The following is a 20,547-nucleotide window of genomic DNA, read 5'->3' as shown; positions in this document are numbered from 1 at the left end:
CAGCCGTGGCTACCCGCCGAGCATCCGGGAGATCGGCGACGCCGTGGGGCTGACATCCACGTCGTCGGTTGCCCACCAACTCCGCACGCTGGAGCGCAAGGGTTATCTGCGCCGCGACCCGAATCGACCGAGAGCGGTTGATGTCCGCGGTGCCGATGATGCCGCCGCGCCGGTACTCACCGACGTAGCCGGCTCGGATGTCCTGCCCGAACCGACCTTTGTGCCGGTGCTCGGGCGGATCGCCGCAGGCGGTCCGATCCTGGCTGAGGAGGCTGTGGAAGATGTCTTCCCGCTCCCCCGCGAACTCGTCGGGGAGGGGTCACTGTTCCTGCTGAAGGTGGTTGGGGAGTCGATGATCGACGCCGCCATCTGCGACGGAGACTGGGTCGTCGTGCGTCAGCAGAACGTCGCCGACAACGGCGACATCGTCGCCGCGATGATCGACGGTGAGGCCACGGTGAAAACCTTTAAACGGTCCGCCGGCCAGGTGTGGCTCATGCCGCACAACCCGGCCTTCGAACCGATCCCGGGCAACGATGCGGCGATCCTGGGCAAGGTAGTCACCGTGATCAGGAAGATCTGACGGCAGGGACGCTACTCAGGTGCCCTGACAAATCCGTTCGCCTGCGCGACATCCTCGCTAGCGAACCACACCTCGGGAATGGTGTTGTCGTAGAGCACCGATTCAGGGGTGTAGTACAGCCCCGAGTGGGTATTGCCCTTGATCCAGTAACCCTCCGGGGCTTGGAACGGGTCGGCCAGCGGAAGGTGAATGGCCGGGCGCCACGGTTCGTCCGCCTCTTCGCGGGTGAGCTGCTGGTAGTCCGGCTGATAGTCGTCCTCGTACCGCGGCTGATAGGTGGCGTGATAGTCAGCTTCGTAGTCGACCCGTGCGGCCGGCTCCTCGATGACGGCGTCGAACTGCCCGGTTCGCGAGTCCTCGACGGCGTGCCTGCGGCGGGGTGCGCCGAGCTTCTCCTCCAAATCCAGCCGCCAAGCCGCCGGAGAGGCCGCCAGTGTGCTGGCCGAGTGTCGACCCGAGCTGGACTTCGTTTCCGGGAACCAGTCGCCGGACGCGCTGACCTCAGCCAGATCGGCTTCGGTGGGAATACGCGTCGGAGCAGTGTCGATCGCGTCTTCGTCGCTATCGAACCCGGCATCGAACCCGGCATCGGACCCGGCGCTTTCCTCAATCGGCGGCGACCAGAAGTCGCGTTCGGCGTCGGCGTGGGTTCCCGTCGCGGGCCTTCGCCCGGGCCAGTAGTCGTCGTCGGTGTCGGTGCCGAAGAAGCCGCGATCGGCGACAACGTCGTCGTGCTGCGGCGGGCTCTTACGCTGCGTCAGCATAGCCATCAGGCCCAGTAGCGCGAGCAGGGGCAGGATGATCGCCAGCCACCACCAGCCCAATCCGCTCTCCTCAGCAGTCCCGCCTGAGGACGGAGCCGCCGGTGTCGCAGCGACGCCGTCAGGCATTTCCAAGCCGGATAATTCCGCGGCAAGTCCGGCGGGCTTGGAGCTGAACTCCTTGGTTGCTTGGTTCCAGGACAGTTCGCCGCCGCTGAAGGTCTGCGTGACGTTGTCGCCCTTGAGGGTCTGCTCGCCAGTGGGAGCACCGAGCGCACCCGTGGCGCCGCCCAGCTTCGCCCAGGCGGCGTTGAGTGGCCCGCGCACGACGATGGCGCCCGTGTCGGGCGTCCAGAAGATGGTCGGCTTGTCCGGGGCGCTGAATGAGCTGATCCGGCTGTTCGGCACACCGCCGTCAGCCTCCGGGCCGGTCGGCAGACCGAGGTCACCGGTCGGGCCGCCCAGCGACTCGTATTTCGTCAGGATCGCACCGGTGACCGCGTGCGCCCCGGTCTGCGGTGAGTAGAAGATCTTTCCGCTGGCGTAGCCCTGCGCCGCGGTGTTGTCGCCGATCATGGCCAGTTCGCCCTGCCGGGCGCCCAGCGGACCACCGAGCCCTCCGCTGGCCCGCCACGCCAGGTTGATCATGGTGACCGGATCCAGCGGGACGTCCAAGCCGGCGAGGCTGTCGGCCAGCCCAGGCGGGTCGGAGGTGAAGGTGTTGGTCTTGCTGTTCCAGGACAGCTGGCCACCGTTGAACCTCTGGCTGACGATATCCCCGTCGTAGCGTTCGTCCTCGACGGGCACACCCAGCTGGCCGGCGGAGCCGCCCAGTTTGTCCCATGCGGCATTGATGGCACCGCGCACTGCCCACGCGCCGGTATTGGGTGCCCAGAAGATGGCGGGTTTGTCGCTGGCACTGAAGGTGCTGACCCGACTTCTGGAACTGACCAGACCCGGAACCACGTCGATGTTGGGGAAGCCGAGGTCACTGTCGGCGGGCCCGCCGAGGGATTCGTACTTATCCAGGACGGGGCCGTAGATGAGATGGGCACCGGAGTTCGGGGTGAAGAAGATCTTGCCGTCGGCGAACTTCTGGCCGTAGCCCTCACCGACCGGAAAGATCTCACCGTCCTTGCCGCCGACAACAGAGCTGAGTCCGCCGGCGGCTTGCCAGGCCTGGTTGATGGCGTCTGCAGCGTCGCTTTCCGGGCTGGCCAGCGCTTCCGGGACTACCAGTGCGGCGGCAGCCACCGAAGCCGCCACGCCGAGTGTGAGCCGACGCATGGAACGGCCCAGCCAGGTAGCCACCGAGGTCATGCCTAATCCTCCTGCGTTCGGACCACTACACCCCTCAAAGCACTCCGAAATGGTTGCACCAAATCGGCCATAACAACCCGAAGCTTGCCACGACACGCAGGAATTTGCCGAATCGGACCCCTATTCGAGACGAAACCCCGCCCGGATTGTAATTAGCCGAAGCGTATTTATCGCCCTACACACCGAGGCTGCGGCCGATGATTTCCTTCATGATTTCGGTGGTTCCGCCATAGATGGTCTGGACCCGGGCGTCCAGGAACGCCCGCGCGACGTTGTATTCCCGCATGTAGCCGTAACCCCCGTGCAATTGCAGGCAGCGATCGACCAGTTTCACCTGCAGCTCGGTGGTCCACCACTTGGCCATCGCGGCCTGATCGGCGGTCAGTTTCCCGTCCAGCAGCAGACGAGTGAATTCGTCCACCATGATGCGGACGGCAGTTGTTTCGGTGGCCAATTCCGCGAGCAGGAATCGGCTGTTCTGGAATGAACCGATCGGTTTGCCAAAAGCTTTCCGCTGCGTCACGTACTCCAGTGTTTCGTCAAGTACCGCCTCCATTGCCGCGGCCGCCATGATGGCGATGGAGAGCCGTTCCTGCGGCAGATTCTGCATGAGATAGATGAATCCCATGCCCTCCTCGCCGATGAGGTTTTCCACGGGCACCTTGACGTCGGTGAAGGACAATTCGGCAGTGTCCTGGGCGTCGAGGCCGATCTTGTCGAGGTGGCGGCCACGCTCGAAGCCCGGCATACCGCGCTCGACCCCGAGCAGCGAGAAGCCCTGAGCGCCCTTTTCCGGGTTGGTCTGGGCGACCACTATCACCAGGTCGGCGTTGATGCCGTTGGTGATGAAGGTCTTTGACCCGTTGAGCACGTAATGGTCGCCCTCACGCACCGCCCGCGTCTTGATGCCCTGCAGGTCACTGCCGGTTCCCGGTTCGGTCATCGCGATGGCGGTGATCATTTCGCCGGTGCAGAAATGCGGCAGCCAGCGCTGCTTCTGCTCCTCGTTGGTCTGCTCGAGCAGGTAGGGCGCGACGACGTCGTTGTGCAGCGAGAATCCCAAACCGCTGTACCGGCCGGCGACGGTCTCCTCGACGACGATGGTGTTGTACCGGAAGTCGGGGTTACCCCCGCCGCCGTACTCCTCCGGCACCGCCATGCCCAGGAAGCCCTGCTTGCCGGCCTCCAGCCAGACCCCGCGATCGACGATCTTCTCCTTCTCCCACTGGTCGTGGTACGGGGCGACATGCTTGCCGAGGAAAGCCCGATACGACTCCCGGAACAGTTCGTGTTCGGGTTCGAACAGGGTGCGGGTGTACTTGACGGCTTTGCCCATGACAGTGACCTCCGCGGCGTTGACGACATTGAGGGGGTGCAGATCCGCCTTCGAGGATAGACCAACCGGACGGTTGGTTGCCTGGGCCCCTACTGGGTGGTGTACTGCCCGATCGTCGCTGCCAGCGCTGCGGGTACCCGCGCCTTCACCCGGGTGCCGTCACCGGTGTGCTCGGTGGCATCGACGCGGCCCTCGTCATGCAACCGGGCGACCAGGTCGCCTCGGGAATAGGGGATGGTCACGTCCACAGCGACCTCCCGGGGTTCGACCAGTTCCCCCAGCCGGGTGCGCAACCGGTCCACCCCCTCGCCGGTATGCGCCGAGACGAACACCGCGCCGGGCAGCGCACGCCGTAGCTGGGCCAGCATCAGGTCTTCAGCGGCGTCAATCTTGTTGACAACCAACAGCTCTGGAGAGGCTGGCGCGTGGTGATCGGCCTGAACCTCACGGATCACCTGGTGCACCGCCTCGATCTGGGCCGTCGGGTTGGCATCGGAGCCGTCGACGACGTGAACCAGCAGGTCTGCGTCGAGCACCTCCTCCAGGGTGGACCGGAACGCTTCCACCAGTTGGGTGGGCAGATGCCGGACGAACCCGACGGTGTCGGTCAGCACGAACGGCCGGCCGTCCTCGAAAAAACCTCGGCGGGTTGTCGGTTCCAGGGTCGCGAACAGCGCATTCTGAACCAGAACACCCGCCCCGGTCAAGGCGTTGAGCAGGCTGGATTTGCCGGCGTTGGTGTAGCCGACGATCGCCACCGACGGCACGTCGCTGCCCCGGCGGCGGCTGCGCTGGGTGTCGCGGACCTGTTTCATCTCCTTGATCTCGCGGCGCAGCCGCGACATCCGCTCCCGGATGCGACGGCGATCGGTTTCGATCTTGGTTTCGCCCGGGCCGCGCAGGCCCACTCCGCCGCCGCTGCCGCCGGCCCGCCCGCCGGCTTGGCGGGACATCGACTCACCCCAACCCCGCAGCCGGGGCAGCATGTACTCCATCTGGGCCAGGGCGACCTGGGCTTTGCCTTCCCGGCTGGTGGCGTGCTGGGCGAAGATGTCCAGGATCAGCGCGGTGCGGTCGATGACCTTTACCTTGACCACCTTCTCCAGAGCAGTCAGCTGGGCCGGACTCAGCTCACCGTCACAGATCACGGTGTCGGCGCCGGTGGCCACGACCAGCTGCCGCAGTTCGATGGCTTTACCGGATCCGATGTAGGTGGCCGGATCCGGCTTGTCGCGGCGCTGAATGAGACCTTCCAGCACCTCCGAACCGGCCGTCTCGGCCAGCGCGGCGAGCTCGGCAAGGCTGGCTTCGGCGTCAGCGGCGCTGCCTTCGGTCCACACCCCTACCAGCACAACGCGTTCCAGCCGAAGCTGGCGGTACTCGACTTCGCTGACGTCGGTGAGTTCGGTGGACAGCCCGGCCACCCGGCGCAAGGCCGAGCGGTCTTCCAGAGCCAACTCACCGAGGCTGGGCTCAGCCGGCGAGGGGCGCTGGGAGGTGGTGCGATCAGAATCGGTCATAGGAGATCTTCGATGGTGTCACGCCGGTACAACGTTGCGCATCCCCCATAATGTCCCCGAGCAACCCCGTCGGCTCACCGGTGCGCCGACCACCACTGCTCGGAGAGCTCTCCGCGGGCCACCAGGACCGACGGTCCACGCAGGAAGCTGGTGGTTTCGGTCACCTCGACGCTGACCTCACCGCCCGGCACCCGAACCGCCACCCCCCCGCCAGCAGCCCCTTGATACTCCAGCGCCGCCACGGCGGCCGCGACAGTCCCGGTACCGCACGACCGCGTTTCGCCGACACCCCGTTCGTGTACCCGCATCCGGATCGCGCCATCGCGAACCGGTGTGAGCACCTCGACGTTGACCCCATCGGGGAACTGGGCCGAGTCAAACTGCACCGGAGCGCCAACGTCCAGAACGGCCAACTCGGCGTCGGTGAGGTCGTCCACCAAGCAGGCCAGGTGCGGGTTACCGACGTCGACACCGATGCCGGCCAGGCGCCGCCCGCCGACGATGGCCCAGCCCGCACCAAGCAGGTTGACCTTGCCCATCTCCACGGTGATCTCGGCGCGATAGTCGTCGGCGCGGTGGATGACGACCGGGCGTGGGCCGGCCAGCGACCCGACGACGAACTCGTCGCGGCCCTCCAACCCGCTGGAGCGCAGATAGTGCGCGAATACCCGGACCCCGTTGCCGCACATCTGCGCCACCGACCCGTCGGCGTTGCGGTAGTCCATGTACCAGTCATCTGCGCCCACCCCCGCCGGGAGCCGTTCGAGCACACCGGCGCCCATCGCGGCCCCGGCGGTGATCACCCGCAGGACACCGTCGGCGCCCAACCCGCGTCGGCGGTCACACAAGGCGGCTACCGCGGCAGGGGTCAGATTCACCGCTCCGGCGGGATCGGACAGCACCACGAAATCGTTCTCGGTGCCATGCCCCTTGGCGAAAATCACCCGCTCAGGATACGTCCCGCCAGTGCGTCAGGGCCGAGTCGACGATCGCGGGCGACGCACCGTCGAGCCACCGGATCCGGTGGTCGCGACGGAACCACGACCGCTGCCGGCGCACGTAGCGGCGGGTGCCGATGAACGTCAGTTCCCGGGCCCGGGCAATCTCGGCGTCCCCTCCCCCGGTGTCGAGCGCCTCGATCACCTGCGCGTAGCCCAGCGCGCGGGCGGCGGTGACACCTTCGCGCAATCCGGCGGCCAGCAGCGTACGCACCTCATCGATCAGTCCGGATTCGAACATGGCGCCGGTGCGTTGAGCCAGCCGTCGGTCGAGTTCGGTGGTTTCCCGGTCTAATCCGATGATCGCGGTGTCCCATCGTGGCGCACCGATGCGCGGCGCGGAGGCAGCGAAGGGTTCGCCGGTCAGTTCGACGACTTCTAGCGCCCGCACGATCCGCCGCCCGTCGCTGGGCAGGATCGTGGCCGCCGCGGCCGGGTCGAGGCGAGCCAGTTCGGCGTGCAGGGCAACCGTCCCCTGCTGCGCGAGATGGTCTTCCCAGCGGGATCGGACCGCAGGATCGGTGGCCGGGAATTCCCACTGGTCCAACAACGACTGCACGTACATCATCGAACCGCCGACGATGACCGGTACCGCGCCCCGGCCGCGGATCGCTTCGATATCGGCGACCGCGGCGTGTTGATAGCGGGCCACCGTCGCGGTCTCGGTGACCGCCAGGACATCGAGTTGGTGGTGCGGCACGCCCCGCCGTTGCGCGGGCGGAACCTTGGCGGTGCCGACGTCCATGCCGCGGTACTGCTGCATGGCGTCGGCGTTGACGACCTCACCGCCGACCCGCTCAGCAAGGTCAAGGGCCAGTTGGGATTTCCCGCTGCCGGTGGGCCCGATCACGGCGATCGGCCGGCTCACTGAGGCGTCGGGACCGTTTCCGGGACGGGCACCCAGGTGCCGACGAAGTAGCCGACCCCGTAGGGAGCACCGCGGATGATCTCGGTGGCCCGCACCGGCCCTGGCGCCAACCCGGCGAGCACCTGGTAGGCGGCCCGCCCGACGATCCCGTCGGGCAGCGCGGTCAACGCCTCAGCCGCGCCGCGGGCCAGGGCGTCGTCGAGGGCGTCTTGGACGGCCTGTGATGCGGGGTCGTAGCCACCGGGTGCGCTCTGGTTCAGGGTGTTCGCTCCGTCGGCAACGATCAGGACACCGATCGGTTCGGCCGCCGCGTCGATCTCGGCGCGTAATGCCCGGCCGTGGGCCAGCGCCTGTTGCACCGCGCAGTCGGCGGGATAGACCCGCACGTCGACCCGGGCCTGCGGCCGAACTCTCCCCCGCAGCCAGCCGGCGAACAGTGCGCACAGCGGCAGCGCACTCACATCGGCGACGGGGTCCGGCGACAGCGTCACTGCGACGTCGGCTCCGTACCCGGCGAAGCTGCCGCGACTGCCCGCGTCGACCACCTGCTCGGTCGAGCCCACCGCTGGGCTTATCCCGATGACGATCCAGCGGTCCGGCAGGGTGGCGGCGGCAGCCAGTGCGGCATCGCGCAACCCCGCGACCTCGGTAGCGGCCGCGCCGGCTAATTCGGGCACCAGCACCGGCGCCGAAGGGGTCAGGGCGATGGCTGTCAGCACGGGCTCAACGCTAGCGACCGTGGGCTTCTTGTTTGTCTTCGTGGTCGGCGGTCGTGGTCTCCGCCTCACTGCGGGCCAATGCGACGGTGGCGACCACCATGGCCGCGATCGCGGCCACCAGCAACGCCCAGCCGCGGTCGCCGGGCCGCAACGATTCGCCCAGCACCAGAACGCCGAGGACCGAGGCCACAACCGGTTCGGCGACCGTCATGGTCGGCAGTGACGCCGCCAGCGATCCGGCCCGGAACGACGACTGCTGCCATGCGGTGGCCGCCACCCCCACCGCAGCCCAGACATACAGTTCCGGTGCTGACAGCACGGCTCCCAGACCGTGCCCGACGCGCTCGACCACCCCTTTTGTCAAGACCGCGAACACCCCCCACAACGCACCCGAAACGACACCCAGCAGCACCGCGGCGGCCGGCCGGCCCGCCATCATCCGGGCACCGATGACGCACAAGACCAGAACCGGCCCCAGCGCGACCACGACCGTCGTCCACACCTCGAGAGCGCCGCGGGCCTGCCCGGGAGTCGGATTTCCGACGGTGACGATGACTGCCACCGCCGCGGCCAGCAGGGCGGCCCACACCCACTGGGTGACCGACACCGGCGTTGCGGTGGCGCGGGCGTTGAACGGCAGTGCAAAGAGTAGCGAGGTGACCAGCAGCGCCTGCACCAGCAGCACCGACCCCAAACCCAGGGCCGCCGCCTGCAGCCCGAACCCGACGGCGGCGATCAGACTTCCCAGCCACCACTGCCGGTCACGCAGCAGCCGGGTGAACAGCGCCACATTCCCGACGGGTTCATCGGTGACCTCGTGCGCCGAGCGCTGATGCATCACATTGCCGATGGCGATGAAGAAAGCAGCACCGAGCGCAAGCAGTGCCGCGATGTCGGCCTGAGCCACGAACACCCCTCCTTCGATAGCCGCCAGAGTGCCCGTTACCCGGGCTGCACGGCAAGCGGGCCCGCGAACCAGCGCCACGCCCGAAGCCGACCTGATTCAATACCGGTGGTGGCCGGCCAGGAAGTTTCGGCTGCCCACGCATCGGCGCCGCTTCGCGCGGCAGGGGCGCGGCAGCACCGCGCGGAGGCGAGGAGAGTCTGAAAAGCCATGACGATCGACGACACCAGCACCGACGAATCGCGCGGATCCGCCCCCGTCCCCACGCCCCGGCCCGGACCGCCACGACCGGTCCCCCGCCCGCACCCGCCCACCAAGGCGGTGATCGCCCCGCCGTCCAGCGACCCACGGCGCTTCGGCCGCGTTGCCGAGGACGGAACGGTCTACCTGCGCACCACCGCCGGCGAACGGGTCATCGGCTCCTGGCAGGCCGGTGAGCCCAACGCGGCATTTGCTCACTTCGGCCGCCGGTTCGATGATCTGGCCACCGAGGTCACCCTGCTGGAGACGCGGCTGAAGTCGGGTACCGCCGATGCCCGCAAGATCAAGGCTGCCGCGGCGTCGCTGGCAGAGTCGCTGCCCACCGTCAATGTTCTCGGTGATGTCGATGCGCTGGCAGCCCGACTGGCCACAATCGCCGACCAGGCCAAGGAGACGGCACAGGCCGAACGGGTCCGCCGGGAGGAGCAGCGCGCCCAGCAGACCGCCCGTAAAGAAGCCCTGGCCGCCGAGGCTGAGGACCTGGCCGCCAACGCCACCCAGTGGAAATCCGCCGGGGACCGGATGCGCGCCATCCTCGACGAGTGGCGGACCATCACCGGACTAGACCGTAAAACCGACGACGCACTGTGGAAGCGGTACTCCGCTGCGCGCGACGCATTCAACCGTCGCCGGGGAGCCCATTTCTCCGATCTAGACCGCGAACGCACCGGCGCGCGAGAAACCAAGGAGCGGCTGTGTGCCCGCGCGGAGGAGCTGTCCGGTTCCACTGACTGGGCGGCGACGGCGGCGAAGTTCCGCGATCTGCTCGGCGAGTGGAAAGCCGCGGGGCGGGCCGCCAAGGACGTCGATGACGCGCTGTGGCAGCGCTTCAAAGCCGCCCAGGACACGTTCTTCGCCGCCCGCAACGCGCTCAACGCCGAGCGGGAGGCCGAATTCCAGGCCAACGCCGAGGCGAAGGAAAAGCTGCTGGCGGAGGCCGAGAAGATCGACATCTCCAACCTCAAGGCCGCCCAGGCGTCGCTTCGTGCGATCACCGAGCGGTGGGACGCGATCGGCAAGGCGCCCCGCGACAGTTCAACCGAGTTGGAGCGGCGGCTGCGGTTGGTGGAGAAGAAGATTCGTGACGCCGCCGACGCCGGACGCATCGATCCGGAGGCCCAGGCCCGGGCCGAGCAGTTCCGTGCGCGCGCCGAACAGTTCGAACGTCAGGCCGAGAAGGCCGCTGCGGCAGGCCGCGACCGGGACGCCGAGCAGGCTCACGCCAGCGCTGCCCAGTGGCGCGAATGGGCGACCGCGGCGGCTGCCGCCGTCACCAAAAAGCGGTAGGACTCTTCAGCGATCGTCCGGGCGGGGTTTGCGGTCCGGCGGCTCAAGTCCGTCCAGCAGTGAGGTGGCGTCCCGTTCGGAGGCCTCCTGACGGCGTTGCGCTTCGGCGGCCAACTGCAGTGCGGTACGGGTCCACACCACCCGAGCCCAGTGGAACGCCAGCAGAATCGCCGTTACCCACGCGAGCACCAGACCGATACCGGGGCCGGGCAGGCCAGCCGCGGCGGTCTGCCGCGACCAGACGGCCAACATGCCCAGCGGGATGGACACCGCGGTACCGGCCAGGGCGATCCAGGCCAGTGTCCAGCGCCGGGTCAACAGGGCCAGCATGGAGAACCCCACCCCGAACACCAGGGCGAACCAACTGAACAACTTCGACGGCAGCGCGATCGCGACGTCGGTCGCCGTGGCCGATCCCATCAGAACGTCGACCCCCCGCGCTCCGCCGGTGTGCGGGAGGATGAATGAGGCCACCAGCACGAAAACCAGAATCGCGACAACCAACGCCCTCGCACCCGGGTCGATCTCCCCAGCGACGCGACGTTCAGCCGCCTCCAGGTCGGCCTTGTAGGCCTCGAAGTCATCGGGGGTCATTGCCTGCATCCTGTCGTGATCGGCTCGGTGAGAGCCGGTGCGGTACCGACGGTCGGGAGTCCCAGTCCTACGGTGCGGGGTCGACGACCGGCAGCGTGCGCATCACCGGCCGGTGTACGGCGGTGCGAGAGCACTGCCGCGTCGGCGATCAGGTGATGCGGGGCCGCCGCGGTGATGGTGGTGGTGATGATGTCCCCGGGGCGCACATCGTCGTTTCCGGGCGCGAAGTGCACCAGACGTCCGTCCCGGGCACGTCCGCTCATCCGGGCGGTGGCAGCGTCCTTGCGGCCCTCACCGGCGGCCACCAGCACCTGAACCGCGCTGCCGACCAAGGACGTATTGCACTCCAGGGAGATGCCCTCCTGCAAGTCGATCAGCCGCTGATAGCGTTCCTGCACAACATCTTTGGGCAGCTGGCCGTCCAGTTCTGCGGCCGGGGTGCCGGGCCGGCGGGAGTACTGGAAGGTGAAGGCGGCGGCGAAACGGGCGCGGCGGACCACCTCCAGGGTCGCTGCGAAGTCTTCTTCGGTCTCACCGGGGAAGCCGACGATGATGTCGGTGGTGATCGCCGCATGCGGCATCGCCTCGCGCACCCGGTCGAGGATGCCCAGGTACTTCTCGGCCCGGTAGGACCGCCGCATCGCCCGCAGTACCCGATCCGACCCCGATTGCAGGGGCATGTGCAGTGCCGGACAGACATTGGGGGTTTGGGCCATGGCCTCGATGACGTCGTCGGTGAACTCCGCCGGATGCGGTGAGGTGAATCGCACCCTCTCCAGACCCTCGACGTCGCCGCAGGAGCGCAGCAGTGCGGCAAAGGCGCCGCGGTCGCGTGGAGTGTCGGCGGCGAAGGACACCCCGTATGCGTTGACGTTCTGGCCGAGCAGGGTTATCTCCAGGACACCCTGGTCGACCAGCGAGCGCACCTCAGCCAGGATGTCTGCGGGCGGGCGGTCCACCTCCCGGCCACGCAGCGACGGCACGATGCAGAACGTGCAGGTGTTGTTGCAGCCCACGGAGATGGAAACCCATGCAGCATAGGCGGATTCACGGGCAGCCGGCAGAGTGGAGGGGAACTCACGCAGCGATTCAGTGATTTCCACCTGGGCGGTCCTGTTGTGCCGGGCGCGCTCCAGCAGCACCGGCAGTGAACCGATGTTGTGAGTCCCGAAGACGACATCGACCCACGGCGCCCGGGCCAGTACGGATTCACGGTCCTTCTGGGCAAGGCATCCGCCGACTGCAATCTGCATGTCCGGGTCGGCCTGTTTGCGCGGGGCCAGATGGCTGAGATTGCCGTACAGCTTGTTATCGGCGTTTTCCCGCACCGCGCAGGTGTTGAACACCACCACGTCGGCGTCGGTGCCCTCCGGTGCACGGGCGTAGCCGGCAGCCTCCAGCAACCCGGCGAGGCGTTCGGAGTCATGCACGTTCATCTGGCAGCCGTAGGTGCGGACCTGGTAGGTGCGCGCCGACTGCGGGGTCGACGAAACGCCGCTTCCCAGGGGCAACACGGTCGTCACCCGCATCATGGTACGGAGGCCCTGCTCCCTGCGGTATTGGCGGATCGCCCCGCACCATGCGCGCCGCGCCGCGCCGCTCGGTAAGGTCGAAAGATCGAAGAGGGCGAAAGGAACCCAACGACCATGCCCGTACTGTCTCTGCGCCTGATCGGATCTGCGGCACTCGCCGCCGCGCTGGCCCTGACCGCCACCGCATGCGGCGGCACCAGCCAGGACACCAACACCATTGTCATCGGCACGAAGTTCGATCAGCCGGGGCTGGGCCTGAAGAAGCCGGACGGCTCGATGAGCGGATTCGATGTCGACGTCGCCAAGTTCGTCGCCAAGGAACTCGGCTATTCCGAGGATCAGATCCAGTGGAAGGAATCGCCGTCGGGTCAGCGCGAGAACCTGATCGACAGCGACCAGGTCGGCTACATCGTGGCCACCTACTCGATCACCGATGCGCGCAAGGAGAAGGTCGATTTCGCCGGCCCGTACCTGCTCACCGGACAGAGCCTGCTGGTCGCGGCCGACAATACCGAGATCACCGGCCAGGAGTCGCTGGCGAACAACAAGAAACTCTGCTCAGTCAGCGGGTCCACGCCTGCCCAACGCATCAAGGACAAATATCCAGGCGTTCAGTTGCAGCAGTACGACACCTACTCAGCGTGCATCGAGGCCCTGAAGAACGGCGCTATCGACGCCGTCACCACCGACGAAGTGATCCTGGCCGGATACGCCGCACAGACGCCCGGGGCTTTCAAGATCGTCGGCAAGCCTTTCTCCGAGGAGCGCTACGGGATCGGTGTGAAGAAGGGCGACAGCGGGTTGCGGACCAAGATCAACGACGCCCTCGCCAAGATGGAGTCCGAGGGAGCGTGGAAGGCGGCATTCGAGAAGAACCTCGGCCCGGCCGGGATTCCCACCCCGGCACCGCCTGCACTCGACCGCTACTGAGCACCGGCCAGTCGGGCCACTGATCGCCGCCTTCGCACGGCGAAGGAGCGCCAACGTCGGTATGGTCGCCTGATGAGCGTGGTCGGGGCGGGCCCAATGATCTCAATCAAGGGCGTCAACAAACACTTCGGCGCCCTGCACGTGCTCAAGGACATCGATCTCGACGTCGATCGTGGCCAGGTGGTCGTGGTGCTCGGACCTTCCGGTTCGGGTAAGTCCACGCTCTGTCGCACCATCAACCGGCTGGAGACCATCGACTCGGGCACCATCGCCATCGACGGCGAGGTGCTGCCCGCCGAGGGCCGCAAGCTGGCTCAGTTGCGCTCCGATGTGGGCATGGTCTTCCAGTCCTTCAACCTCTTCGCCCACAAGACCATCCTGGAGAACGTGATGCTCGCACCGGTCAAGGTGCGCAGGGTCGCCGCAGACCAGGCCAGGGAACGGGCCATGTCGCTGCTGGACCGGGTTGGGGTGGCAAGCCAGGCCGAGAAGTACCCCGCCCAGCTGTCCGGCGGCCAACAGCAGCGGGTCGCGATAGCCCGCTCGCTGGCCATGCAACCGAAGGTGATGCTGTTCGACGAGCCCACCAGTGCGCTGGATCCGGAGATGGTCAACGAGGTACTGGCCGTGATGACTTCGCTCGCCGCCGAGGGCATGACGATGGTGGTCGTCACCCACGAGATGGGGTTCGCCCGCCGCGCCGCCAACCGGGTGGTGTTCATGGCCGACGGCAGCGTGGTCGAAGACGCTGCGCCCGAGGAGTTCTTCGCCAACCCGCGTTCGTCGCGAGCCCGCGACTTCCTCGGCAAAATCCTGAGCCATTAGGTGGCGTGGATGCGGTCACGTTCCCTGCTGCCGGTGATCGCCCTGATGGGCATGGCGCTGGTCCTGCTGCTGGCGGGCTGCGGGAGCACGGAGAAGACGATCACCATTGGCACCAAGTTCGACCAACCGGGGTTGGCGGTCAAGAAGCCGGATGGATCGATGAGCGGTTTCGACGTCGACGTCGCTACCTACGTCGCGGGAAAGCTGGGATTCGACCCGGATCAGATCGACTGGAAAGAAGCCCCGTCCGGCCAACGGGAGACCCTCATCCAGAACGGGCAGGTCGACTACATCGTCGCCACCTACTCGATCACCGATCAGCGTAAGCAGAAGGTCTACTTCGCCGGTCCCTACCTGCAGACCGGACAGAGCCTGCTGGTGCGGGCCGACGAGACCGAGATAACGGGTCCGGAATCGCTGGCGAACGCCAAGAAGTTGTGTTCGGTGTCGGGATCGACTCCAGCGCAACGCATCAAGGACAAGTACCCGGGTGTCCAGTTACAGCAGTACGACACCTATTCGGCGTGTGTGGAAGCCTTGCGCAACGGCGCCATCGACGCCGTCAGCACCGACGAGGTGATTCTGGCCGGCTTCGCTGCCCAGTATCCCGGCACGTTCAAGATCATCGGAGAGCCGTTCTCCACCGAGTACTACGGGATCGGACTGCGACTCGGTGACCGTGAACTGCTCGACAAGATCAATGCCGCGATCGTGGCGATGCAGCAGGACGGCAGTTGGAAGGCCGCATTCGACCGGAACCTGGGGCCGGCCGGCATCAGCGCCCCAACTCCCCCGCCGTTGGACACCTCCGCCGGCGACGGTTCGTCGGCGGAAGTCGACATTCTGGGCAAATACGGCGGACTTATCGTCAAGGCCTTCTGGACCACCGTGAAGCTGACCGTTTTGGCTGCGATAGGGGCACTGATCCTCGGGACTGTGCTTGCGGCGATGCGACTTTCGCCGGTGCCGATGTTGAACTGGATCGGGGCTGGCTACGTCAACGTGGTGCGTAACACCCCGCTGACGTTGATCATCCTGTTCTGCTCGTTCGGTCTGGCCCAGACGCTGGGCATCACACTTGTCGATCCCCAGTCGCCGACGTCGATCGCCGACAGCAACTTCCGCCTCGCGGTGCTGGGACTGGCGGCCTATACCGCGGCATTCGTCTGTGAGACGGTGCGATCGGGGGTCAATACCGTACCGGTGGGCCAGGCCGAAGCGGCCCGCTCTTTGGGCCTGACATTCGGTCAGAATCTGAGAATAATTCTGCTGCCGCAGGCATTTCGCTCGGTGCTCATTCCACTGGGCTCGGTTTTGATCGCGCTGACCAAGAACACCACGATTGCCTCGGCGATCGGGGTTGCCGAGGCCGCCCTGCTGATGAAGGAGATGATCGAGAACACCGCGGCGTTGCTGGTGGTCGGCGGCATCTTCGCATTAGGGTTCCTGCTATTAACCCTGCCGATGGGCCTGCTGTTCGGGTGGCTGGGCAAGCGCTGGGCGGTGGTGCGGTGACCGCGTCGTCAGTGCTCTTCGACGCGCCGGGTCCGCGGGGCCGGGCGCGCAACCGGATCATCTCGGTAGCCACCGTCGCCTTGGCTGCGGTGGCGGTATGGGCGGTGGTCGACAGGCTCGCCGACAAGGGCCAGTTGACGGCGGTGAAGTGGCGGCCGTTCCTGACCGGCGATCTCTGGAAAACGTATGTGCTGCCGGGCATTGTGGGCACCCTGACCGCGGCGGCGCTGTCGATCGTGTTGGCCGGGATCCTTGGATTCGCCCTCGGGATGGGCAGGCTCTCGCCGCTGCGGGCGGTTCGAATCCCCTGCGCGGTGTTCGTGGAGTTCTTCCGCGCGGTGCCGGTGCTGATCATGATGATCTTCGCGTATTTCCTCTACGCGCTGTATGACGTGTTCCCCTCCAAGTACCTTGCCTTGGCGGGGGTGGTGACCGGGCTGACGCTGTACAACGGCGCGGTGATCGCGGAAATCGTCCGTTCCGGGGTGAACTCGCTTCCGCGCGGCCAGAGCGAGGCAGCCTCTGCGCTGGGTCTGAGTTGGGGTCAGACGATGCGGTCGATCCTGCTGCCGCAGGCGATTACCTCGATGCTGCCGGTGCTGGTCTCCCAACTGGTGGTGGTGCTCAAAGACACCGCGATCGGCTACCAGATCACCTTTTTGGAGATGGTTCGCCAAGGCACTGTGATCGGCTCGACTTACGGCAATTATATTCCTGCGCTGATCGTGATCGCGGTGCTAATGATCGCGCTGAACTTCGCGCTGTCGGCGGCCGCGACCCGGCTTGAACGGCGGCTGCGCCGATCTAAACGTGCCCCTGAGCCGTTGGAGGCCAACACGATCCTCGAGCCGGGTGACTGACCGCTAGTCGGTGTCAGCGACTGGCCCACCGCTGGAGCAGTTCCCGGTCGGGTGGCTGGTAGAAGGACAGCACGCATGCCCGCAGCCGAGTGCGGCCTAGTGCGGCAGCGTCGCCAGTTGTTGTTCGACGGTGACGGCCATCTTGGCCAGGACGGCCGGATTTCGACAGGTCACTCTGGCGAGTCCCCGATTGCGGGTCCACCCGTGATTAGAGTCTGGGTGTTGTCGCTGCGGGGCCTAATAAACCGGCCCCTGACGCCGAATCTATCGGGGTGGCCGCCTAGAGTTGGCCACAGGTCGTCACCGAATTTCCACGCGACTCCGGACATGCTCCAAAGTGACCGAAGGGGTGAAGTTTCGTGCCTGACAAAGCCGTTTACGACAGCGCCGTTTACGACAGTGCCGTTTACGACAGCTTGGACGCCGCTGCTGGTGCTGTCGCCGCCCAGGTGATCGCCTGGCGTCAGCATCTTCATCAGAACCCCGAACTGTCCAACCGGGAGGTGAATACCGCGGCACTCATCGCTGAGCAGCTGCGATCCCTGGGCCTGGATGAGGTCCGCACCGGTATCGCCGGCCACGGCGTCGTCGGCGTCCTCAAAGGCGGCCAGCCCGGCGACCGGGTGATCGCGCTGCGCGCCGACATCGATGCGCTTCCGGTGACCGACGAGTGCGGCGCACCGTATGCCTCCACGGTGATCGACGAGAACTACCCCGGCGGCCCGTTTCCGGTGTCGCACGCCTGCGGCCACGACTGTCACACCGCGATGCTGCTGGGAGCCGCCACCGTCCTGGCCGGCAACCGCAAATCCCTCCCGGGCACAGTGCTGTTCGTCTTCCAGCCGGCCGAGGAGGGCCCTCCCGTCGACGAAGACGGCGGAGCACACGCAATGATCGCCGCGGGCGCCTGCGATAACCCCGTACCCACGATGGCCTTCGGATTCCATGTAACTCCGTATCCGAAGGGATACATCGGCTACCGCGCCGGTAATCAGTTCGGCGCCTCATGCCTGATCAAGATCGTCATCACCGGTATGCAGGTCCACGGCTCCACCCCCTGGGCGGGAATCGACACCATGCCGGCGGTCGGCGCCATCCTGACCGGCATCGGGCAGCTCTACCGTCAGATCAGCGCATTCGACCCGGTCACCGTCAGCATCGGCCATGTCGAAGACGTCGGACGGTTCAACATCATCGGCCAGACGACCACGCTGTGGGGCACCATCCGCTGCTCTGTCGAATCCGATATGGCCGACGTGCAGAAGCGGCTCGAGACCTTGGCCGAGCACTGCGCACAGGCCTACAACTGCTCATCCACCGTCGACTATCTGCAGAACGTGCCCGCGGTGCACAACGAGCCAACCTGGCTCGCCGCCGGATTGCCGACGTTCAAGCGCGTCGTCGGCGCCGACAAAGTCGTCCAGACCCAAGCCACCCTCGGCTACGACGACGTCTCCGAATTCGTCAACCGTTACGGCGGCCTCTACGTCACCCTCGGTGTTCAAGACACCGAACTGGATGACGACAACAATCCCCGCCCGATCACAGGCGGTCGTGGCATGGCGATGAACCACAACCCGCACTTCTACGCCGATGACGACACCCTCGTCACCGGCGTCCGCCTGCACTGCCAGGTCGCCTACGACCACCTCACCGGAGCGCTGGTCACGAGCCGCTGAGCGCCAGTTCTAAAGCGTCGCCGCCGAGGCCCTCAACTCCGGCCGTGCATCCGACTCGCGCCCGGTTAACCTAGAGACAGCACGGGATCGGTGGATCAGGGTCGATGACTACACTCGGCGCCGCTCCCGCTCGGTCGCCAACGCATCGGTGACCACCGCGACGGCCATACCCTGGCTGTAGCCGCGACGGGCGAGCATACCGACCAGTCGCCGTGTCACTTTCGCGTCATCGCCGTCGCCGAGCACCTCCCGCCGGAGTCGGCGCTGCACGAGTTGCTCGGCACGGCCACGTTCGGCGCTGGCACCGATGCCGTCGAGCGCCGCGGCGATCAGTTCCTCGCCTACTCCTTTGGTCCGAAGTTCAGCTGCCAGGGCGCGTTTGCCCTTCGCGGCATTGGCCTGCCGGGAGCGCACCCACTGCTCAGCGAAGTCCTCGTCGTCGATGAGCCCGACGGCTTCCAGCCGGTTGAGCACCGCCTCGGCGGCGTCTTCGGGATAGCCCCGTTTGGCCAGCTGAACGGCAAGCTCCGCCCGGGTCCGAGCCCGCACAGTGAGTAGGCGCAAGCACAAGGCATGCGCCTGCTCCTGGCGGTTCCCAGAAGTCGCCTCGCTGGTCTTAGAAGTCAACGGGGGCGGGCAGGACGTCGTCGGCGAGCTCGTCGGTCATCACAGCCCCGATGCCCAGCTTCTCCTTGATCTTCTTCTCGATCTCGTTGGCCACGTCCGGGTTCTCCATCAGGAAATTGCGGGCGTTCTCCTTGCCCTGGCCGAGTTGCTCACCCTCGTAGGTGAACCAGGACCCTGACTTGCGGATGAAGCCCTGTTCGACGCCCATGTCGATGAGTGAACCCTCGCGGCTGATGCCCTTGCCGTAGAGGATGTCGAACTCGGCCTGCTTGAACGGCGGAGACACCTTGTTCTTGACGACCTTCACACGGGTGCGGTTGCCGACGGCATCGGTGCCGTCCTTGAGGGTCTCGATCCGGCGGACATCCAGGCGCACTGAGGCGTAGAACTTCAATGCCTTGCCGCCGGTGGTCGTTTCGGGAGAACCGAACATCACGCCGATCTTCTCGCGAAGCTGATTGATGAAGATTGCGGTGGTACCCGAGTTGTTCAGAGCGCCGGTCATCTTGCGCAGCGCCTGGCTCATCAAGCGGGCCTGCAGGCCGACGTGGCTGTCGCCCATCTCTCCCTCGATCTCGGCTCGCGGGACCAGCGCGGCCACCGAGTCGATAACCAGAATGTCGATGGCGCCAGAGCGGACCAGCATGTCGGCGATCTCCAACGCCTGCTCACCGGTATCGGGCTGGCTGACTAGCAGCGAATCGGTATCCACCCCGAGGCTCTTGGCGTACTCGGGATCCAGGGCGTGCTCGGCGTCGATAAACGCGGCGATACCGCCGGCGGCCTGCGCGTTAGCCACCGCATGCAAGGCGACGGTGGTCTTGCCCGAGGACTCCGGGCCGTAGATCTCGACGACGCGTCCGCGGGGCAGACCACCGATGCCCAGTGCCACGTCCAGGGCGATGGAACCGGTCGGGATGACCGAGATGGGCGCTCGGACCTCGTCACCCAGACGCATCACCGCGCCTTTGCCGTGGTTCTTCTCGATCTGCGCGATCGCCAGTTCGAGGGCCTTCTCGCGGTCGGGGGCTTGTTGTGCCATGGGTGTCTCCGTTCCTGTGGTGTTCGGCTGACCGGTTGTTGGTCGGTTAGCCGTGACGTTAGAGAGGGCCTCTGACAAAACCTCGTCAGAACTCACGGACAAGTTTCTGTTCGGACACCGCTCACAGTAACGAACATGTGTTCGATCGCAAGTGTGGCGCGCGGCGTGTCGCTACCACTGTTCGCGTGGCACGTCGAAGTCGGCGCACAACGCCCGCCATACCTCGCGGGGTTCGACACCAGCCTCGATGGCCTGGGCGGCGGTGCGGCCGCCAAGTCGAGTCAGCACGTGGTCCACCAGCAGGGAAGTGCCCCGCACCGGACCGAACTGCACCTCGACAAGTTCGTGGAATTCGGTGAGCCGCATGCTCAACAAGTTACCCAGTA

19 protein-coding genes and 1 pseudogene are annotated in these 20,547 nt (G+C 66.4%); 8 read left to right on the top strand and 12 right to left on the bottom strand.

The window, feature by feature from the left end:
- A partial coding sequence (gene lexA, locus ADBZ5N_RS04045) for a transcriptional repressor LexA (RefSeq protein WP_526256199.1) occupies positions 1-583 on the top strand: 583 nt, incomplete at its 5' end.
- An 11-nt stretch (positions 584-594) separates the two neighbouring features.
- On the opposite strand, the gene ADBZ5N_RS04040 is transcribed toward lexA, so the two are convergent.
- The 7 genes from ADBZ5N_RS04040 to ADBZ5N_RS04010 form a co-directional block, all read right to left on the bottom strand.
- Positions 595-2,664 carry an LGFP repeat-containing protein gene (locus tag ADBZ5N_RS04040; RefSeq protein ID WP_526256198.1) on the bottom strand — a complete coding sequence of 690 codons (2,070 nt, stop codon included), beginning with the start codon at positions 2,662-2,664 and terminating at the stop codon, positions 595-597.
- 175 nt (positions 2,665-2,839) lie between these two features.
- The gene (locus tag ADBZ5N_RS04035) at positions 2,840-4,000 is read right to left on the bottom strand and encodes an acyl-CoA dehydrogenase family protein (protein ID WP_526256197.1); all 1,161 of its coding nucleotides are present in this window, start codon (positions 3,998-4,000) and stop codon (positions 2,840-2,842) included.
- Positions 4,001-4,089: 89 nt separating this feature from the next.
- Positions 4,090-5,520 carry a GTPase HflX gene (gene hflX, locus ADBZ5N_RS04030; RefSeq protein ID WP_526256196.1) on the bottom strand — a complete coding sequence of 477 codons (1,431 nt, stop codon included), beginning with the start codon at positions 5,518-5,520 and terminating at the stop codon, positions 4,090-4,092.
- A 74-nt stretch (positions 5,521-5,594) separates the two neighbouring features.
- Positions 5,595-6,464, bottom strand: a complete 870-nt coding sequence (gene dapF, locus ADBZ5N_RS04025; RefSeq protein WP_526256195.1) for a diaminopimelate epimerase — start codon at positions 6,462-6,464, stop codon at positions 5,595-5,597.
- A 4-nt stretch (positions 6,465-6,468) separates the two neighbouring features.
- On the bottom strand, positions 6,469-7,386 hold the full coding sequence (miaA, locus tag ADBZ5N_RS04020; protein ID WP_526256194.1) for a tRNA (adenosine(37)-N6)-dimethylallyltransferase MiaA: 918 nt from the start codon (positions 7,384-7,386) through the stop codon (positions 6,469-6,471).
- Positions 7,383-8,105: a class III extradiol ring-cleavage dioxygenase family protein gene (locus tag ADBZ5N_RS04015; protein ID WP_526256193.1), complete on the bottom strand. Its 723-nt coding sequence runs from the start codon at positions 8,103-8,105 to the stop codon at positions 7,383-7,385. The genes miaA and ADBZ5N_RS04015 overlap by 4 nt, the downstream gene beginning before the upstream one ends.
- 10 nt (positions 8,106-8,115) lie before the next feature.
- Positions 8,116-9,012, bottom strand: a complete 897-nt coding sequence (locus tag ADBZ5N_RS04010; RefSeq protein ID WP_526256192.1) for a DMT family transporter — start codon at positions 9,010-9,012, stop codon at positions 8,116-8,118.
- Positions 9,013-9,219: 207 nt separating this feature from the next.
- On the opposite strand from ADBZ5N_RS04010, the gene ADBZ5N_RS04005 reads away from it, so the two are divergent.
- A complete protein-coding gene (locus ADBZ5N_RS04005) occupies positions 9,220-10,557 on the top strand; it encodes a DUF349 domain-containing protein (RefSeq protein ID WP_526256191.1) in 1,338 nt (445 codons plus the stop codon).
- Positions 10,558-10,563: 6 nt separating this feature from the next.
- On the opposite strand, the gene ADBZ5N_RS04000 is transcribed toward ADBZ5N_RS04005, so the two are convergent.
- The gene (locus ADBZ5N_RS04000; RefSeq protein WP_526256190.1) at positions 10,564-11,160 is read right to left on the bottom strand and encodes an Rv2732c family membrane protein; all 597 of its coding nucleotides are present in this window, start codon (positions 11,158-11,160) and stop codon (positions 10,564-10,566) included.
- Complete coding sequence (gene miaB / locus ADBZ5N_RS03995; protein ID WP_526256189.1) at positions 11,148-12,680, bottom strand: tRNA (N6-isopentenyl adenosine(37)-C2)-methylthiotransferase MiaB; 1,533 nt, start codon at positions 12,678-12,680, stop codon at positions 11,148-11,150. Before miaB ends, ADBZ5N_RS04000 begins: the two co-directional genes overlap by 13 nt.
- 117 nt (positions 12,681-12,797) lie before the next feature.
- Between miaB and ADBZ5N_RS03990 the strand changes: the two genes are divergently transcribed.
- The 6 genes and pseudogenes from ADBZ5N_RS03990 to ADBZ5N_RS03965 all read left to right on the top strand — a co-directional run bounded on the left by ADBZ5N_RS03990 (position 12,798) and on the right by ADBZ5N_RS03965 (position 18,492).
- Positions 12,798-13,613, top strand: coding sequence for a glutamate ABC transporter substrate-binding protein (locus ADBZ5N_RS03990; RefSeq protein WP_526256188.1), 816 nt, complete (start codon positions 12,798-12,800; stop codon positions 13,611-13,613).
- 96 nt (positions 13,614-13,709) lie between these two features.
- On the top strand, positions 13,710-14,438 hold the full coding sequence (locus ADBZ5N_RS03985; RefSeq protein WP_526256205.1) for an amino acid ABC transporter ATP-binding protein: 729 nt from the start codon (positions 13,710-13,712) through the stop codon (positions 14,436-14,438).
- A 45-nt stretch (positions 14,439-14,483) separates the two neighbouring features.
- Positions 14,484-15,242 (top strand): annotated as a pseudogene (locus ADBZ5N_RS03980) (glutamate ABC transporter substrate-binding protein); the annotation flags it as partial.
- A gap of 36 nt (positions 15,243-15,278) precedes the next feature.
- On the top strand, positions 15,279-15,953 hold the full coding sequence (locus ADBZ5N_RS03975) for an amino acid ABC transporter permease (RefSeq protein ID WP_526256204.1): 675 nt from the start codon (positions 15,279-15,281) through the stop codon (positions 15,951-15,953).
- The gene (locus tag ADBZ5N_RS03970) at positions 15,950-16,813 is read left to right on the top strand and encodes an amino acid ABC transporter permease (protein WP_526256203.1); all 864 of its coding nucleotides are present in this window, start codon (positions 15,950-15,952) and stop codon (positions 16,811-16,813) included. The genes ADBZ5N_RS03975 and ADBZ5N_RS03970 overlap by 4 nt, the downstream gene beginning before the upstream one ends.
- 359 nt (positions 16,814-17,172) lie before the next feature.
- Entirely contained in the window at positions 17,173-18,492 is a 1,320-nt protein-coding gene (locus ADBZ5N_RS03965) for a M20 metallopeptidase family protein (protein WP_526256187.1), read from the top strand.
- Positions 18,493-18,600: 108 nt separating this feature from the next.
- Here the strand turns inward: ADBZ5N_RS03965 and recX are convergent, their stop codons facing one another.
- From recX to ADBZ5N_RS03950, 3 genes are all read right to left on the bottom strand, one after another.
- Positions 18,601-19,119 carry a recombination regulator RecX gene (recX, locus tag ADBZ5N_RS03960; RefSeq protein ID WP_526256186.1) on the bottom strand — a complete coding sequence of 173 codons (519 nt, stop codon included), beginning with the start codon at positions 19,117-19,119 and terminating at the stop codon, positions 18,601-18,603.
- Positions 19,109-20,161 (bottom strand): recombinase RecA, encoded by a 1,053-nt coding sequence (recA, locus tag ADBZ5N_RS03955; RefSeq protein ID WP_526256185.1) that lies wholly within the window; start codon positions 20,159-20,161, stop codon positions 19,109-19,111. The genes recX and recA overlap by 11 nt, the downstream gene beginning before the upstream one ends.
- A gap of 171 nt (positions 20,162-20,332) precedes the next feature.
- A complete protein-coding gene (locus ADBZ5N_RS03950; protein ID WP_526256184.1) occupies positions 20,333-20,527 on the bottom strand; it encodes a DUF3046 domain-containing protein in 195 nt (64 codons plus the stop codon).
- Between the last annotated feature and the right edge of the window lie 20 nt (positions 20,528-20,547).

Origin of the sequence: Mycobacterium sp. (genome assembly GCF_044370595.1) — a bacterium.
Lineage (GTDB): Bacteria > Actinomycetota > Actinomycetes > Mycobacteriales > Mycobacteriaceae > Mycobacterium.
The sequence above is the reverse complement of the archived record's forward strand: the minus strand, read 5'-3'. Positions and strand labels throughout refer to the sequence as shown.

What these genes read in the sequence shown, in the direction of transcription:
- ADBZ5N_RS04040 (WP_526256198.1), bottom strand. Translation starts at nt 2,664, where the DNA reads ATGACCTCGGTGGCTACCTGGCTGGGCCGTTCCATGCGTCGGCTCACA.
- ADBZ5N_RS04035 (WP_526256197.1), bottom strand. Translation starts at nt 4,000, where the DNA reads ATGGGCAAAGCCGTCAAGTACACCCGCACCCTGTTCGAACCCGAACAC.
- ADBZ5N_RS03990 (WP_526256188.1), top strand. Translation starts at nt 12,798, where the DNA reads ATGCCCGTACTGTCTCTGCGCCTGATCGGATCTGCGGCACTCGCCGCC.
- hflX (WP_526256196.1), bottom strand. Translation starts at nt 5,520, where the DNA reads ATGACCGATTCTGATCGCACCACCTCCCAGCGCCCCTCGCCGGCTGAG.
- recA (WP_526256185.1), bottom strand. Translation starts at nt 20,161, where the DNA reads ATGGCACAACAAGCCCCCGACCGCGAGAAGGCCCTCGAACTGGCGATC.
- miaB (WP_526256189.1), bottom strand. Translation starts at nt 12,680, where the DNA reads ATGCGGGTGACGACCGTGTTGCCCCTGGGAAGCGGCGTTTCGTCGACC.
- ADBZ5N_RS04005 (WP_526256191.1), top strand. Translation starts at nt 9,220, where the DNA reads ATGACGATCGACGACACCAGCACCGACGAATCGCGCGGATCCGCCCCC.
- ADBZ5N_RS04000 (WP_526256190.1), bottom strand. Translation starts at nt 11,160, where the DNA reads ATGCAGGCAATGACCCCCGATGACTTCGAGGCCTACAAGGCCGACCTG.
- ADBZ5N_RS03950 (WP_526256184.1), bottom strand. Translation starts at nt 20,527, where the DNA reads ATGCGGCTCACCGAATTCCACGAACTTGTCGAGGTGCAGTTCGGTCCG.
- ADBZ5N_RS03985 (WP_526256205.1), top strand. Translation starts at nt 13,710, where the DNA reads ATGATCTCAATCAAGGGCGTCAACAAACACTTCGGCGCCCTGCACGTG.